This window comes from Bordetella sp. N (assembly GCF_001433395.1).
GTDB lineage: Bacteria > Pseudomonadota > Gammaproteobacteria > Burkholderiales > Burkholderiaceae_B > Bordetella_C.
Window position 1 is genome coordinate 2,559,424 of the sequence record NZ_CP013111.1, and the last position, 15,996, is coordinate 2,575,419.

Here is a 15,996-nt window from a genome sequence, read left to right on the forward strand (position 1 = left end):
AACCATGAACCAGCCTCTTTCCAACGCCATCCTGGTCACGGGATCCAGCCGCGGCATCGGCCGCGCCATCGCGCTGGCGCTGGCGCACGCCGGCCACGACCTGATCCTGCACTGCCGCGCCCGCCGTGAAGACGCCGAAGCCGTGCGCGCCGAAGTGCTGGGCCTGGGCCGCGCCTGCCGCGTCCTGCAGTTCGACGTGGCGGACCGCGCCACCGCCGCCGCCGCGCTGAATGCCGACGTCGAGGCGCACGGCGCGCCCTACGGCGTGGTGCTCAACGCCGGCCTGACGCGCGACGCCGCCTTCCCCGCCTTGACCGGCGAAGACTGGGACCAGGTGCTGCGCACCAATCTGGACGGTTTCTACAACGTGCTCAATCCGCTGGTCATGCCCATGGTGCGGCGCCGGGCGCCGGGCCGCATCGTCTGCATGGCGTCGGTGTCCGGCCTGGTGGGCAACCGCGGCCAGGTCAACTACAGCGCCTCCAAGGCAGGCCTGATCGGCGCCTCCAAGGCGCTGGCCATCGAACTGGCCAAGCGCCACATCACTGTGAATTGCGTGGCGCCCGGCTTGATCGAAACCGACATGATCGACGAACACGTGCCCGTCGAGGAGATCCTCAAGGCCATCCCCGCGCAACGCATGGGACAACCCGAGGAAGTCGCGGCCGCGGTGGCGTTCTTCATGTCGCCGGCGGCGGCTTATGTCACCCGCCAGGTGCTGGCGGTCAACGGAGGGCTGTGCTGATGCATCGCGTCGTCATTACCGGCATGGGCGGCATCAGCGCCCTGGGCCGCGACTGGAACACCGTGCGCCAGGCCTTCGAGGAAGGCCGCAACGCCATCCGCACCATGCGCGATTGGGACGTCTACAAGGAACTCAACACGCGTTTGGCCGGGCCACTGCCGGAATACAAGCCGCCCGCGCACTGGACCCGCAAGCAGTTGCGCAGCATGGGCCGGGTGTCGCAGCTGGCGGTGAATGCCGCCGAGATGGCTCTGGCCGACGCGGGCCTGCTGGGCGACCCGACGATCGCAGATGGCCGCATGGGCGTGGCCTGCGGCTCGTCCACGGGCAGCACGGCCGACGTCATGGCCTTCGGCAACATGCTGTTGAACGGCGTCAGCGACGACCTCAACGCCAACTCCTATGTGCGCATGATGCCGCACACCACGGCCGCCAACATCGGCATCTTCTTCGGACTGAAGGGCCGCATCATTCCCACGTCCAGCGCCTGCACGTCGGGCAGCCAGGGCATAGGCTATGCCTTCGAGGCCATCCGCTACGGCCGCCAGCGCATGATGCTGGCCGGCGGCGCCGAGGAGTTGTGCCCCACCGAAGCCATCGTCTTCGACGCGCTCTACGCCACCAGCCAGCGCAATGACACGCCGGAGCTGACGCCGCGCCCTTATGACGCGACCCGCGACGGGCTGGTGATCGGCGAAGGCGCCGGCATCCTGGTGCTGGAATCGCTGGAAAGCGCGCAAGCCCGCGGCGCGCGCATCCATGCCGAAATCGTCGGCTTCGGCAGCAACTCGGACGGCAGCCACATCACCCGTCCGGAAGCGGCGACGATGCAGATCGCCATGGAGATGGCCTTGAACGACGCCGGCGTGCCGCCCCAAGAGGTGGGCTACGTCAACGGTCACGGCACGGCCACCGAACAGGGCGACATCGCCGAAACCCAGGCCACCCAGGCCGTGTTCGGCAACCGCATGCCGATCAGCTCGCAGAAGAGCTATCTGGGCCATACCCTGGGCGCCTGCGGCGCGCTGGAGTCCTGGTTCACCATCGAGATGTTGCGCAGCGACTGGTACGCGCCCACGTTGAACCTGACCCAGGTCGATCCCCGTTGCGGCGACCTGGACTACATCACCAACGGCGGCCGACAGTTCTCCAGCGAATATGCGATGAACAACAATTTCGCCTTCGGCGGGGTCAATACGTCTTTGCTGTACCGGCGGTGGCGCTAAGGCCCGAGGCCTGACGCCGGTTTTGAATTTTTCCTTTAACTTTTCATCTGACAGGAGCACGTCATGCATAAGATTTCCAAAACGCTGATCGGTCTGGCTATTTCCCTCACTTGCGTCGGCGCGGCGCAGGCTGCCGACCGCATGTCGATGAACTCGTTCCAGGCCGCCATCGATGCCGGCACCGCCGAAGGCAAGCTGGACGGCACCGTGAAGTTCTATCTGGCCGGCACGGGCCCCAAGGGCAAGATCGTCAAGGCCGACGCCGTGACCAACCGCAAGACCAACGCTTTCGGCAAGAGCGATGACAAGGCGTGCCAGTGGGCGGCCATGTCGGCTCTGATCAGCCTGCAGGAAGCGGCCAAGCAGAACGGCGCCAATGCGGTGGTGAACATCGTCAGCTACTACAAGAAGAACGTGAACAAGAGCACCAAGGACTATGAATGCCACGCCGGGGCGGTGGTCGCCGGTGTCGCGCTCAAGGGTGACCTTGCGGTGGTGAAGTAAACTTTCCTTCTTCCCGCCACTGATTTTCAAGGTTCCAATATGAGCTCATCCACGCTCAAAGACACCCTGTCGGCCCAGGTCAAGGACGCCATGCGCGCCAAGGACTCGGCTCGTCTTGCCACGCTGCGTTTCCTGCTGGCGGCGGTCAAGCAGAAGGAAGTCGACGAACGCCGCGACGTCACGGACGCCGAAATCACCGCCATCATTGAAAAGCAGGTGAAGCAGCGCCGTGAGTCGATCGCCGCTTTCGAAGCGGCTGGCCGCACCGAGACGGCTGACCAGGAGAAAGGCGAGCTGGCCATCCTGCAGGAGTTCCTGCCCCAGGCCGCCTCGCAAGCCGAGATCGACGCCGCCGTCGAGGCCGCCATCGCCGAAGTATCGGCCAGCGGTGTCACCGGGGCGCCGGCCATGGGTAAGATCATGGGCATCCTGAAGCCCGCGCTGGCTGGCAAGGCGGACCTGTCCGCCGTGTCGCAGCAGGTCAAGGCCCGCCTGGCCGGCTAAAGGCCTGCAGGGGTCCCCGCTCCGGGTGTCCCCGAACGTGCCTGACGCGCTTCCAGGCCCCCCGAAGCTTCTAATCGGGGACTTTGTGGCCACGCTCCGCGTGGCCACAATAAATACATATCCGGGCAACCCGCAGGGTTGCCCGGTCCCGAAAGGGATCACTGCCAAGAACCGCTTACGGTTGCTCTTCCTCGGCCGGCGGCCCCTCTACGGGGAGATCGGCAAAAAGATCCGCCTGGCGCGGCCTGGACAAGCCATCGGCGTCCGGGAAATTGCTCATCCCCACCCCCACCAGACGATACCGCGTAGACGCCGGCAACTCTACCCGCGCCCGCATCTGCCGCGCCATGTCGGCCAAAGCCTGCGCGGAAGCCGGCAAGACCGGCGACGTCACGCTGCGGGTCAGCGACCGGAACCGGTCCGTCTTCAGTTTCAACGTGACGGTAAACCCCCGCCCCCGCTTGCGCAGCGCCTGCTCCCAAACCCGTTCCGCCAGCTTGTCGATCACCTCGCCCAAATCCGACAGCAACCGGTCGTCCTCGAAGGTGGTCTCGGCCGACACCTGCTGGGCCAATTGATCCGGCTCGACGGGCCGGTCATCGATGCCACGGGCCAGTTCGTACAGCCGCCGCCCGTAGCGGCCGAAACGCTGCTCAAGCTCGGCCAGGCTGCGGTTGGACAGATCGCCCACCGTCAAGATGCCCATCTGCTCCAGCTTGCCCTGCATCACCGCGCCTACCCCCGGCACCTTGCGCACCGGCAAGGGCGTGAGAAAGTCCAGTACGTCGCGGGGCCGCAGCACGAACAGGCCGTCCGGCTTGTTCCAGTCCGACGCGATCTTGGCCAGGAATTTGTTCGGCGCCACCCCCGCTGAAGCAGTCAGGCCCGTATCCGCCAGGATCTGCGCCCGAATGGTCTGCGCCACCTCGGTGGCGGACGCCAGGCCGCCCTTGTTCTCCGTCACGTCCAGGTAGGCTTCGTCGAGCGACAGCGGCTCGATCAGGTCGGTATGGCGCGCGAACACTTCCCGCACCTGGCGCGAGGCCTCGCGGTACTTGTTGAAGTCCGGCCCGACATATTCCGCGTGCGGACACAGCCGCAGCGCCCGGGACACGGCCATGGCCGAGTGCACGCCGAAGCGGCGCGCCTCGTAGGAAGCCGCGCACACCACCGAACGCGGCCCTTTCCAGGCCACCACCACCGCCTTGCCCTTCAGCGCCGGATTGTCGCGTTGCTCCACCGACGCATAAAACGCGTCCATGTCGACGTGTACGATTTTGCGCATTTCACATACTGGACAGTTGCACCGTCCGCGCCGCACGCGCGGCGTAAAAACGCCTATTATGGCGCCTCATTTTCATCAGTTAAGAAGAATATGGAATCCAAGCAAGGCGCGGCCCCGCAGTTTTCCGTCGATTACTTCGGCGCCCAGATCCCGTTGATGGAATATCTGGGCCTGGTCCCGGAGCATATCGAAGCCAACCTGGCGCGCACGCGCCTGCCGTGGCGCGTGGAACTCACCAACAGCCGCGGCGACGTCCACGGCGGCACCCTGATGGCCGTGCTGGACTTCACGCTCAGCGCCGCGGCGCGCGGGTCGCTGGAGAAAGGCGTCAGCATGGCCACCATCGACATGACGACCAGCTTCATGGCGCCGGCCACGGGCGATCTGGTGATCGAAGCCCGCTGCATCAAGCTGGGCAAGTCCATCGCCTTCTGTGAAGGCGATATCCTCAACGACAAAGGCGAACGCGTCTGCAAGGCGTCGGCCACCTTCAAGGTGATCCGCCCCCGGCCCGAAGGCGGCGGCAAGGTCGGCACGGACTGAGGTCCGGCCTGCCCTCCCGTTACTGCGGCGCCTTGACGGGATTGTTCGTGTCGCTGGGCATATAGGACACGCACGTGGGCACCTGGAAGCGGATGGCGTCGCGCATCGCGATGACGGCGTCGCCGTTCCAGATCGAACGGCCCCACATGGCGATACGCACATCGCTGTGGCCCGCGTCGATGCCGGTGATGTCCACCCGCGCCACGTCATTGCCGGAAATCGGCGCGGTCACGCGCAGGGTGGCCTTGCGGCCGGCGTCATCGACGCCACCCTGTATGGCATAGGCATCCTTGCCGGTCAGGCACATCTCTGCCTGCGCCCGCGCCGCCTTGTAGGCCTGCTGATAGCCCACCTCGACCTTGTACTCGCCGCTGGGCGACTGGCCGGGGGTGATACCCACCGAACAACCGGCCAAACTCACGGCCAGCACACTGGCGGCCGCCAAAATCCTCGACATAAGTCCTCCGATAAACGGCGCAATTATGCTCTATCCGAGGCTGCTGTTCATCTGAACCCCCTCCGCCGTAACGAGGATTGCACAATGTGCAGGGCCTGAGCGGGCTGTCAACGGGCCGTCAACGGACCGTAATACAGGCCCGGCCCCCACGGCCCGCCCGCCGATTCGACACCCCTGACGCCCCTATGGCATGATCAAAGGCCCGTCGCAGGCGCATCCTTTCGCCTGCATCACCGGAGAGTCCCTTTGTTCAAATTCATGACCCGGTCCCTGCTGGCCGCCACGCTGATCGGCGCCGCCACGGGCGCGGCCGCCCAGCCGCCCAAGCAATATCCCCTGAAAGATTTCTTCCGTAATCCCGACCGCGGCTCCTTCCGCCTGGCCGATGATGGCAAAACCCTGGGCTTCATGCAGCCGGTCAGCGTCGACGGCCAGCCGCCGCGCATGAACATCTTCGTGCAGAAGCTGGACGGCTCGACGCCCGTCGGCGAACCGCGCAAGCTCACCAGCGAAACCGCCCGCGATATCAGCAGCTTCTTCTGGAAGGGCTCCGACACCATCCTGTTCGCCAAGGACTTCGGTGGCGACGAGAACTTCCACGTGCTGGCCATCAACGTCGCCGACGGCAAGGTCACCGACCTGACGCCGTACGAGCACGTGCGCGCCGGCATCGCGGACGACCTGGAAGACGATCCCGACCACGTCCTGGTCAGCCACAATCAGCGCGATCCCCAGGTTTTTGACGTCTACCGCGTCAACGTCCGCACCGGCGCGTCCGAGCGCGTGGCGGAGAACCCCGGCAACGTCGTCGGCTGGCAGACCGACCACGCCGGCAAGGTGCGCGCCGCCATCACCAGCGACGGCCTGAATACCACCCTGCTGTATCGCGACAAGGAAAGCGACCCGTTCAAGCCGCTGATCACCACCGACTACCGCACCAACGTCAGCCCCAGCCTGTTCACCTTCGATGACAAGCGCATCTACGCCTTGAGCAATCGCGGGCGCGACACGCTGGCCCTCGTGGAGATCGATCCCGCCCATCCCGATACGGAAAAGCTGCTGTTCGATCCCCAGCAGGCCGACATCGGCGGCGTCGGCTATTCGCGCAAGCGCAAGGTGCTGACGGCGGCCATCTACGAGACCGACAAGACCCACCGCAAGTACTTCGACGAACAGACCGAGGCGCTGCATGGCAAGCTGACCGCGCACCTGCCCGGCTACGAAATCATGGTGCAGGGCGAAACCCGCGACGAAGACAAGTTCATCGTCGCCGCCTACAACGACCGCACGCCTGGTTCGCGCTACCTGTACGACCTGAAAACGGACACCTTGACCAAGCTGGCGGACATCAACCCCGCCCTGCCCGAGTCGGACATGGCCGAAATGCGGCCCATCTCCTTCCAGAGCCGCGACGGCCTGACCCTGCACGGCTACCTGACCGTGCCCAAGGGCCGCGCCGCCAAGGACCTGGCATGCATCGTCAATCCGCATGGCGGCCCGTGGGCGCGTGACAGCTGGGGCTACAACCCCGAGATCCAGTTCCTGGCCAACCGCGGCTTCTGCGTGCTGCAGATCAACTTCCGCGGCTCGACCGGCTATGGCCGCAAGTTCTGGGAAGCCAGTTTCGGCCAGTGGGGCCTGGCCATGCAGAACGACATCACCGACGGCGTCCAGTGGCTGATCAAGGAAGGCATCGCGGATCCGAAGCGTATCGGCATCTATGGCGGCAGCTATGGAGGCTATGCCACCCTGGCCGGCATCACCTTCACGCCGGACCTCTATGCGGCCGCCGTGGACTACGTGGGCGTGTCCAACCTGTTCACCTTCATGACCACCATACCGCCGTATTGGAAGCCGCTGCTGGCCAAGATGCACGACATGGTCGGCGATCCCGAGAAAGACAAGGAGCGCCTGGCCGCCACGTCGCCCGCGCTGCATGTGAACCAGATCAAGACGCCGCTGTTCATCGCCCAAGGGGCCAAGGATCCTCGGGTCAACAAGGCCGAGAGCGATCAGGTGGTCGAGGCTTTACGGAAGCGGGGGGTTGAGGTGGAGTACATGGTGAAGGATAACGAAGGGCATGGGTTCCATAACGACGAGAACAAGTTTGAGTTCTACGCCGCGATGGAGAAGTTCTTCAACACGCATCTGAAGCCTTAATTCTGTCCGGGAGATGCGCGGGTCGGCAGCCCGCGCAGGAAGACCATACAAAAGGCCCCACCACATTATGTGGTGGGGCCTTGATCATTCCTGCGACAGCAGAACGCGCACCTTAATGCATTACGCGGCCTTCACGCGCGGCTTCCGCCTTCCCATGTCGGGTAAGAACATCGCCACCATTCCCAGCAAAGGCAGGAACGAGCACACTTTGTAGACGAACCCGATGCTGGTCGCATCCGCCAGATTCCCCAGCACCGCGGCCCCCACCCCGCCCAACCCGAACGACAGTCCGAAGAACAACCCGGCGATGGTCCCGACCTTACCCGGCACCAGCTCCTGCGCGAACACCACGATCGCCGAGAAGGCCGACGCCAGCACCAGGCCGATGATCGCCACCAGTACCGCCGTCCAGAACAGATTGGCATAAGGCAGCATCAGGGTGAAAGGCGCGACACCCAGGATCGACGTCCAGATCACCGCCTTGCGCCCGATACGGTCACCGACCGGTCCACCCACCACCGTCCCCACCGCCACTGCTGCCAGGAACACGAACAGGTAGAGCTGCGCCGTCCGCACCGGCAGCTGGAACTTGTCCATCAGGTAGAACGTGAAATAGCTGTTCAAGCTGGACAGGTAGAAGTACTTGGAAAACACCAGCACCGCCAACACGCCCAAAGCCATGCCCACCTTGCGCCGGTCCATGGCCGGCGCATCCCCTTCGCGCCGCGCCTTCGGCTTGAGCCGCCAGCGGTTCGCCGCATACCAGCGGCTGATGCCGATCAACACGATGATCCCGAACAGCGCCGCCAGCGAAAACCACGCCACGCTGCCCTGCCCGTGCGGGATGATCAGCAGCGCGGCCAACAGGGGCCCCAGCGACGAACCCACGTTGCCGCCCACCTGGAACAACGATTGAGCCAGGCCATGCTGGCCGCCCGATGCCATGCGCGCCACACGGGACGATTCGGGATGGAAGATCGACGACCCCGTACCCACCAGCACCGCCGCGACCAGCAGGAAGGGATAGGACGGCGCCACCGACAGCAGCAGCAAGCCCACCAGCGTAAAGCTCATGCCCACCGGCAGCGAATACGGCAACGGCCGCTTGTCCGTGTAGAAGCCGATGCAAGGCTGCAGCAGCGACGCCGCGATCTGGTACGTCAGCGTGATCAGCCCGATCTGGCTGAAACTCAGCTGGAACGAATCCTTCAGCATGGGATAGATGGCCAACAAGATCGACTGGATCATGTCGTTCATCAAATGCGCCACGCTGATCGCGCCTAATACTTTGAACGCCGTATTGTCCTTGGGCAAGGGCACGGCAGGCGCCGCGGTGGCGACCGGGGGCGTCGCCGTCACGATGGGAGTCTCGATGGATGTAGTCATTATGGGGACAGGCAGGATGAAAAATGAACGATCACAGCGTGGACGATTACGGCGACCGGGTATCCGATGCAGGTGCAAGCCTGGGGATCTGCCACCGTCACGCCAGTGTAATCAGGCTCAGACGCGGCCGAGTGACAACTTTCGTCGAATAAGTGACACTGTCGACCATGCCTGCCCGCCCTCCTGCCCACGCCCCCTGGCGCAGCATCGACGCCGACGACTATCAGCGGGTGCCCCGCCACGTCACCGCGATGGCCAAGGACTTCGACGCCCGCTACAACACCGGCGTGCATGCCCATGCGCGGGCGCAGCTGATCTACGCGGTCGAGGGCGTGATGCGGGTGACCACGGCGCAGGGCGTGTGGGCGCTACCCGCACTGCGGGCCTTGTGGGTACCGCCGGGCCTGGAGCACGCGGTGGACATGATCAGCGCGGTGTCCATGCGCACGCTGTACCTGGATGCCGAGGTCGCCGCCACCTTGTGGACGGAATGCTGCGTCCTTGAAGTGTCCGGCCTGCTGCGCGAGCTGATCCTGGCGCTGGCGCGCGAACCCATCGAATACGCCCTGGACGGCCGTTGCGGGCAGATTGCCGCGCTGATTCCAGCGGAGCTGGCGCTGGCGAAGGTCTTGCCCATCCATATCCCCTGGCCCGGCGACCGCCGCCTGCAGGCCGTCTGCCGGGCGATTCTTGAAGATCCGGGCAGCCCGCGCACGGTGCATGAATGGGGCGATGAAGTGGGCGCCAGCGGACGCACCTTGATCCGGCTGTTCCAGTCTGACCTGGGGCTGAATTACCGCCAGTGGGTGCAACAGGTGCGCCTGGCCGACGCCGTCGGCCGCCTGGCCCTGGGCCAGCCCGTGGCCCGCATCGCTGCTGAGCTGGGCTATCGCAGCCCCAGCGCCTTCTCCGCCATGTTCCGCCGGGCCATGGGCGGGCCGCCGAATATGTATCTGGCGGCGGGCCGCTCCGATAGCGAATAGGCCCCTGGTGGTGCACCGATGTGGCGTAAGGGCCGCATTTGAATCAGGCTGTATCACCCTGGCAAGGGGCGAATCGCCCCTTCCGCGCCGCATCCGCGCCAGTCCTTCATCCTGGTGCCAGCCTCACCTGCGATAATGCGCGTTTGGTTACCCGAAACCTTATTGCCCTTGGGCGGGTCTACCTACATCTGCCCTAGAATCGCCTGCGATGAGCCAAGCCGCACCTACCAAATCCCCCCGCCCGGACGGCAACCCGGCGCGTCCCTCCCTTTTACGTCGTGTCGTCGTCAAAGCCGCGGTCTTCGCCGTCGGCGCGGGCGTCTGCGGCCTGGTCGCCCTGGCCTTGGCTCTGGCGCTCGCCTGGCCCAGCCTGCCGGACCTGCACGCCATGACCGACTATCGGCCGCGCGTGCCATTGCGCGTCTACACCGCGGACAAGGTCCTTATCGGTGAATTCGGCGAAGAGCACCGCAATGTGATGCGCTTCGACGAGATTCCCGAGGTCATGCGGCACGCCGTTCTGGCGGCCGAAGACGATCACTTCTACCAGCACGGCGGCGTCGACTGGAGCGGCGTGGTCCGCGCCATGTTGGCCAACGTGGTGCGTGGACAGAAGAGCCAGGGCGCCAGCACCATCACCATGCAGGTGGCGCGCAACTTCTACCTGTCGTCGGAGAAGACCTACTCGCGCAAGTTCTACGAACTGCTGCTGACCTTCAAGATCGAATCGACCCTGACCAAGGACCAGATCCTTGAGCTGTACATGAACCAGATCTACCTGGGTCACCGCGCCTACGGCTTCGCCGCCGCCGCGCGCACCTACCTGGGCAAGGAACTGTCACAGGTAACGCCGGCCGAAGCCGCGCTGCTGGCCGGCATTCCCAAGGCGCCGTCGCGCTACAACCCCATCACCAACATGCCGCGCGCGCAGATCCGCCAGCACTACGTGCTGGGCCGCATGCGCGCGCTGGGCTGGCTGGACGAAGCGGGCTACCAGGCCGCCATGGCGCAGCCCATCGCGCCCCGCGGCAGCCAGGACAGCGGCGGCAGCGCCTTCCGCGTCCACGGCGAGTATCCGGCCGAACTGGTGCGCCAGGCCATGTACAACTCCTTCGGGGACAAGGCTTACTCGCAAGGCATCAACGTCTACACCACCATCGATTCCAAGGACCAGGAAGCGGCCTACAAGTCGGTACGCGCCGGCGTGCTGGACTACACGCGCCGCGCGGCCTATCCCGGCCCGGAAGACAATATCGACCTGCCCGACAACGTGGAAAAGGATCCGCAGGCGCTCGACGACCTGCTCGATGGCTTGCAGGACAAATACCCCGACAGCGACGACCTCTACGCCGCGGTCGTGTTGGAAGCCAGCCCCAGCGCCATCAAGGTGGCGCGCGGCGGCCATGAAATCATCACCATCGACGACAAGAAGGCCTTGTCAGTGGTGGCGCGCGCCCTGGGCCCCAAGGCCAAGGACGACGTCCGCATCCAGCGCGGGTCGGTGGTCTACGTCCACAAGAACGGCGACACGTGGGAAGTCATCAACATGCCGGCGCTGCAGGCCGCGCTGGTGTCCATGGTGCCGGAGGACGGCGCCATTCGGGCGATGATCGGCGGCTTCGATTTCAATCGCGGCAACTTCAACCGGGCCGTGCAGGCCTGGCGCCAGCCGGGCTCGAACATCAAGCCTTTCATCTATTCGGCGGCACTGGAACGCGGGCTGACCCCCGCCACGCAGATCTCCGACCAGCCGTTCTCCTTGACGGCCGAGCAGACCGGTTCCAAGCCCTGGAACCCGAAGAACGACGCCAATGCCTACGAGCCCATGCTCACCTTGCGGCAGGCCTTGTACAAGTCCAAGAACATGGTGTCGATCCGCATCCTGCAGGCCATCACGCCGGCTTACGGGCAAGACTTCCTGACCCGCTTCGGCTTCGACAAGGCGCGCTGGCCCGCGGTGCTGCCGATTGCCCTGGGCGCCGGCTCGGCGACGCCGCTGCAGGTGGTGAACGCTTATTCGGTGTGGGCCAATGGCGGCTATCGCGTCACGCCCTACCTGATCGACAAGGTCACCGACGGCGACGGCAAGGTGCTGATGCAGGCGCAGCCGCAGAAGGCCGGTGACGAAAGCGTACGCGCCGTCGATCCGCGCGTGGCATGGATCATGGATGACCTGCTCAAGGGCGTGGCCACCTATGGCACCGCGGCGCGGGCACATCAGGTGCTCAAGCGCAGCGACGTCGGCGGCAAGACCGGCACCACCAATGACTCGGTCGACGTCTGGTTCTCCGGCTACACGCCGGCCCTGGCAACGACGGTGTGGATGGGTTTCGACCAGCCTCGTTCGCTGGGGTCCAATGAATTCGGCGCGGGCCTGACCTTGTCGGCGTGGATGCAGTACATGCAGCAAGCGCTGAAGGGCATACCCGAAGCCAAGCCGCGCCCGCAGCCGCAGGGGATGCTGGTCGACAATGGCGAGTACTACCTGTCGGAGTTTCCGCCCGGGCAGGCTGTGGCTACCTTGGACTTGCCCACGGAAGATCCGCTGGGAGATTTCCTGAATAACGGCAGCACGGGTGGCATGCCGATGCTGAATCCGCCCCCGCCGCCGGGGACGCCGCCTGCACCGCCTTCGCCGCAAGGGGCGGTGCCTGGGGCGCAGGGTGCGCAGGCTGGATCGCGTGGTGCGCCGCCGGCGGGGCAATCTGGTGCTCCGGTTGGGTCCGATGGCGTTCAGAGCCTGCCTATCCCCGTGCCGCAGGTGGGGGGCGCCATCCAGCAACGTCCGCTGGGTACGCCCGCAGCGGCGCCGGCTTCGGCTGCTCAGGGCCAGGCGCCTGCGCAACAGCCCTTCTTCCCGCCCATCCCGGTGCCCCGCGTGGACGCCGGGCCGGGCGGCACGCCGGTGGCAATGGCGATTCATTAAAGAGAAAAAAGGGCTCTTTTCCAGGAAAAGAGCCCTCTACATCAAGAAGAAGGGGCGCTGTTCGGTAGAACAGCGCCCCTTCTTTTCATCAGTCCTAAGACTACTTCTTCGACGCTTCGTAGCGGGCCTTAGCTTCCTCATTCGGCGGGTACAGGCCCGGCAATGCAGCCCCGTTGTCGATCTCCTGCATGATCCACGCTTCCTGACGTTCCTGCTCCACGGCGATCGGCACGATTTCTTCCAACAGCGCTGCGGGAATCACCACCGCGCCGTCGTCATCGACCACGATCACGTCATCGGGGAACACCGCCACGCCGCCGCAGCCGATGGGCTCCTGCCAGCTGACGAACGTCAACCCCGCCACCGACGGAGGCGCGGCCACGCCCTGGCACCACACCGGCAAGTCCGTACCCAACACCCCTGCCCCGTCACGCACCACGCCATCGCTGACCAGCGCCGCCACGCCACGCTTGCGCATGCGGGCGCACAGGATGTCGCCGAAGATGCCCGCGTCCGTGACGCCCATGGCATCGACCACCGCCACGCAACCCGAAGGCATGGCTTCGATCGCGGCACGGGTGGACGTCGGAGAGGACCACGAAGCCGGCGTCGCCAGGTCCTCACGGGCCGGCACGAAACGCAGCGTGAAAGCGCGGCCCACCACACGCGGCTGACCGGGGCGCAAGGGACGCGTACCGCGCATCCACACATTGCGCAGCCCTTTCTTCAGCAACACGGTGGTCAAGGTCGCGGTGGACACACCGCTCAAGGCATCGATGATCTTTTGGTCTAGCGTCATGCCAGCAAATCTCCTGACTGCAAAATAGCGGCCTCAGGCCAGGGCCGCGGAAGGTGCCGGAACCGCCGGTACGGATCGCAACGTCGTCAGATCCAGCAAAGTGAAATAGCCATCCGGCTGCCAGCCGCCGGTATCGATATGGTAGACGTTACCCAATACGATAGCGCGCTCCACGGGGGTATGTCCCACCACCAGCGCGCGCAAGCCCGTCACGCACGTCGCATCATGCCGTTCCAGGCGCTGACGCGACCACAGGCAGAAATCGCGCGCGCGCTTGGGCCGCGTACGCAATATACCGTCAAGCTTGGCCCATGCGCTGACCGGACTGTCGGCGTGCAACAAACCCACCAGCCCTTCGGCGGTCTCCACTTCCAGCGCCACTGGCAGGGCCGCCAGCGCTTCGGCGTGGATGCGCTGGTCCTCATCGGTCATCTCCAGGAACCAGCCGCCCCCGTTCTTGCGCCAGTTATCCGTGTCCACCATGCCATGGCGCACGTGGCGCACCGCATAGTCTTCATGGTTGCCCTGCACCGCGTGGAACCAGGGCTGCCGCAGCCACTCCAGCGCGGCGCGGCATTCCGGCCCGCGGTCGATCAGGTCACCCACCGAAAACAGGCGGTCGCGCGCCGCGTTGAAACCCGCTAGCGTCAGCGTCTCGCGCAGACGGGAAAAATGCCCATGGATATCACCCACGGCCCAGTCGCGACCGGACGTATTGCGGGCGAAATGCTGGATCACAGGCGGCATGGCAGAGCTCTCGCGGAAAGGGCTGGCGCCGTGGCCGGGCGCCGAGCACGGAATTTCATACGCTAACACGGCCCCGGGCGCCGTCAGCGCCCGGGCGGCATCGCCCATATACCCTCGCCGCTATGCCCTACACTGCGGCCCTATTTTGCGGGGGCGTTCTTCTTCAGCCACGCCTGCAGGAAGGCGATCTCTTTTTCCTGCGCCGAGATGACTTCCTCCGCCAGCTTGCGCATCTGGGGATCGCGGCCGTATTTCAGTTCGGTGCGCGCCATGTCGATGGCGCCCTGGTGATGGGGAATCATTCCCTGCGCAAAATCGACATCGGCATTACCGGAGTAATTGATCGCCATGTCGCGGTGCATGCGCTGCATGCTTTCCTGATAGGCCTGGGTGCTGGCCGTGCCCGCGCCCGACGACATCGACATGTGCATGTCGCCGTGCGAGGTGGCCGTCTGCGCGTGGGCCACGCCCATAACGCCGGTCATCGAGGCCAATACCAGCAGTGTGGCGGTAAGAGACTTTTTCATCGAAACATTCCTTCCATGGCAAGGATGCGGCGCCACCATACGCGCCGCTTCGCGAATACTCGCACAAACTGGCGCAAGCCATGGCGGGCCGTGTAAATTGACCGATGCCGGCCCCGATCCACGCGGTTCAAGAATGGCTGATTCATGCCTTCATCGAACCGATAAGCGATGCGCCTACGCCCCGGCAACGCTCGCGCACGGCCGACCCGTGGCAGCCAGGGCAATGACGCAACGCGCCAGCAGGAGCATGCATATGAAGCCACGTGTCGCCATCGTCGCCCCCGGCGCCATGGGTAGCGCCATCGGCCGCCGCCTGGATGAACACGGTCTGCAAGTCCTGACCTCCCTCGGCGGGCGCAGCGAAGCCAGTGTCGACCGCGCGCGTGCGGCCGGCATGCACCACCGCAACGATGCGGAGCTCGCTCATGCCGACCTGTTCCTGTCCATCGTGCCGCCAGCCCAGGCCGAATCGGTTGCCCGCCACTATGCGGCGCTGTTCCGCGATGCGGGCCGCTGCCCTGTCTATGTCGACTGCAATGCCGTCAGCCCGCGTACGGTTGCCCGCATCGCAGACATCATCCACGGCAGCGGGGCCGCGTTCGTCGACGGCGGCATCATCGGCGGACCGCCCAAGCCAGGCCAGCCCGGTCCTGTCCTGTATTGCGCCGGGCCGGCCGCGGGCGCGGTCGAGGCCCTGGGACGCGCGCACTTGCGCGTGCGGGTAATGCCCGCCGAAGTGGGCGCCGCATCGGCCTTGAAGATGTCTTACGCGGGTTTGACCAAGGGGCTGACCGCGCTGGCCGCCACCATGCTGATGGCGGCGACCCGCAATGGCGCCGCCGCGGCCCTGCATGCGGTGCTGGCCGAGAGTCAGCCGCATCTGCTGGCGCAATTCGAACGCGCGGTTCCGGACATGTTCGGCAAGGCCTACCGCTGGGTCGCGGAGATGCACGAGATCGCGGACTTCCTGCAGGAGGATGCCGCGGGCAGCGATGTCTACCGCCGCTTCGGCGATATCTACGAAGCGCTGGCCGCGGCGCAACGCGACCAGGGTGAGTCGGTCACGCAGCTGGGGGCGTTCTTCGAGCAGGAAGCGGGCGAGCGGCCCTCGTAACGCGAGCGTGACGGCGCGGCCCGTCCTATAGCGGCAGCCCGGCGGCGCCACCCGCGCGCGCCCTCCCTCAGCCTGGGCTGTCCGATGGCC

The 15,996-nt window shown here is 65.5% G+C and carries 15 protein-coding genes; 9 read left to right on the forward strand and 6 right to left on the reverse strand.

Annotated elements, in window-relative coordinates; genetic code table 11:
- Positions 1–4: 4 nt before the first annotated feature.
- The 4 genes from fabG (at position 5) to ASB57_RS10875 (ending at position 2,979) form a co-directional block, all read left to right on the forward strand.
- Positions 5–745 (forward strand): 3-oxoacyl-ACP reductase FabG, encoded by a 741-nt coding sequence (gene fabG / locus ASB57_RS10860; protein WP_057652243.1) that lies wholly within the window; start codon positions 5–7, stop codon positions 743–745.
- The gene (locus ASB57_RS10865; RefSeq protein WP_057652244.1) at positions 745–1,971 is read left to right on the forward strand and encodes a beta-ketoacyl-ACP synthase; all 1,227 of its coding nucleotides are present in this window, start codon (positions 745–747) and stop codon (positions 1,969–1,971) included. The genes fabG and ASB57_RS10865 overlap by 1 nt, the downstream gene beginning before the upstream one ends.
- Before the next feature lie 63 nt (positions 1,972–2,034).
- Complete coding sequence (locus ASB57_RS10870; RefSeq protein ID WP_057652245.1) at positions 2,035–2,475, forward strand: hypothetical protein; 441 nt, start codon at positions 2,035–2,037, stop codon at positions 2,473–2,475.
- Between the two features lie 39 nt (positions 2,476–2,514).
- The gene (locus ASB57_RS10875) at positions 2,515–2,979 is read left to right on the forward strand and encodes a GatB/YqeY domain-containing protein (protein WP_057652246.1); all 465 of its coding nucleotides are present in this window, start codon (positions 2,515–2,517) and stop codon (positions 2,977–2,979) included.
- Between the two features lie 175 nt (positions 2,980–3,154).
- Here the strand turns inward: ASB57_RS10875 and dinB are convergent, their stop codons facing one another.
- Positions 3,155–4,264: a DNA polymerase IV gene (dinB, locus tag ASB57_RS10880; protein ID WP_057652247.1), complete on the reverse strand. Its 1,110-nt coding sequence runs from the start codon at positions 4,262–4,264 to the stop codon at positions 3,155–3,157.
- Between the two features lie 90 nt (positions 4,265–4,354).
- Between dinB and ASB57_RS10885 the strand changes: the two genes are divergently transcribed.
- Positions 4,355–4,807: a PaaI family thioesterase gene (locus ASB57_RS10885; RefSeq protein ID WP_057652248.1), complete on the forward strand. Its 453-nt coding sequence runs from the start codon at positions 4,355–4,357 to the stop codon at positions 4,805–4,807.
- Between the two features lie 19 nt (positions 4,808–4,826).
- Here ASB57_RS10885 and ASB57_RS10890 read toward each other — a convergent pair whose 3' ends face one another.
- Positions 4,827–5,264, reverse strand: coding sequence for a BPTD_2524 family lipoprotein (locus ASB57_RS10890; protein WP_057652249.1), 438 nt, complete (start codon positions 5,262–5,264; stop codon positions 4,827–4,829).
- 258 nt (positions 5,265–5,522) lie between these two features.
- Here ASB57_RS10890 and ASB57_RS10895 point away from each other — a divergent pair, with 258 nt between their 5' ends.
- Positions 5,523–7,424, forward strand: coding sequence for a prolyl oligopeptidase family serine peptidase (locus ASB57_RS10895; protein ID WP_369822868.1), 1,902 nt, complete (start codon positions 5,523–5,525; stop codon positions 7,422–7,424).
- A 120-nt stretch (positions 7,425–7,544) separates the two neighbouring features.
- Here the strand turns inward: ASB57_RS10895 and ASB57_RS10900 are convergent, their stop codons facing one another.
- The gene (locus tag ASB57_RS10900) at positions 7,545–8,810 is read right to left on the reverse strand and encodes an MFS transporter (RefSeq protein WP_057652251.1); all 1,266 of its coding nucleotides are present in this window, start codon (positions 8,808–8,810) and stop codon (positions 7,545–7,547) included.
- 167 nt (positions 8,811–8,977) lie between these two features.
- On the opposite strand from ASB57_RS10900, the gene ASB57_RS10905 reads away from it, so the two are divergent.
- Both ASB57_RS10905 and ASB57_RS10910 read left to right on the forward strand, forming a co-directional pair.
- Positions 8,978–9,793, forward strand: a complete 816-nt coding sequence (locus tag ASB57_RS10905) for a helix-turn-helix transcriptional regulator (protein WP_057652252.1) — start codon at positions 8,978–8,980, stop codon at positions 9,791–9,793.
- Between the two features lie 208 nt (positions 9,794–10,001).
- Positions 10,002–12,719 carry a penicillin-binding protein 1A gene (locus tag ASB57_RS10910; RefSeq protein ID WP_082621525.1) on the forward strand — a complete coding sequence of 906 codons (2,718 nt, stop codon included), beginning with the start codon at positions 10,002–10,004 and terminating at the stop codon, positions 12,717–12,719.
- A 100-nt stretch (positions 12,720–12,819) separates the two neighbouring features.
- Here ASB57_RS10910 and ASB57_RS10915 read toward each other — a convergent pair whose 3' ends face one another.
- From ASB57_RS10915 to ASB57_RS10925, 3 genes are all read right to left on the reverse strand, one after another.
- Positions 12,820–13,518, reverse strand: coding sequence for a ribonuclease activity regulator RraA (locus tag ASB57_RS10915; RefSeq protein WP_057652253.1), 699 nt, complete (start codon positions 13,516–13,518; stop codon positions 12,820–12,822).
- Positions 13,519–13,551: 33 nt separating this feature from the next.
- Positions 13,552–14,265, reverse strand: coding sequence for a metallophosphoesterase (locus ASB57_RS10920; protein ID WP_057656074.1), 714 nt, complete (start codon positions 14,263–14,265; stop codon positions 13,552–13,554).
- A gap of 140 nt (positions 14,266–14,405) precedes the next feature.
- A complete protein-coding gene (locus ASB57_RS10925) occupies positions 14,406–14,792 on the reverse strand; it encodes a DUF305 domain-containing protein (RefSeq protein ID WP_057652254.1) in 387 nt (128 codons plus the stop codon).
- Between the two features lie 253 nt (positions 14,793–15,045).
- Between ASB57_RS10925 and ASB57_RS10930 the strand changes: the two genes are divergently transcribed.
- On the forward strand, positions 15,046–15,906 hold the full coding sequence (locus ASB57_RS10930) for an NAD(P)-dependent oxidoreductase (protein ID WP_057652255.1): 861 nt from the start codon (positions 15,046–15,048) through the stop codon (positions 15,904–15,906).
- Positions 15,907–15,996 lie beyond the last annotated feature (90 nt).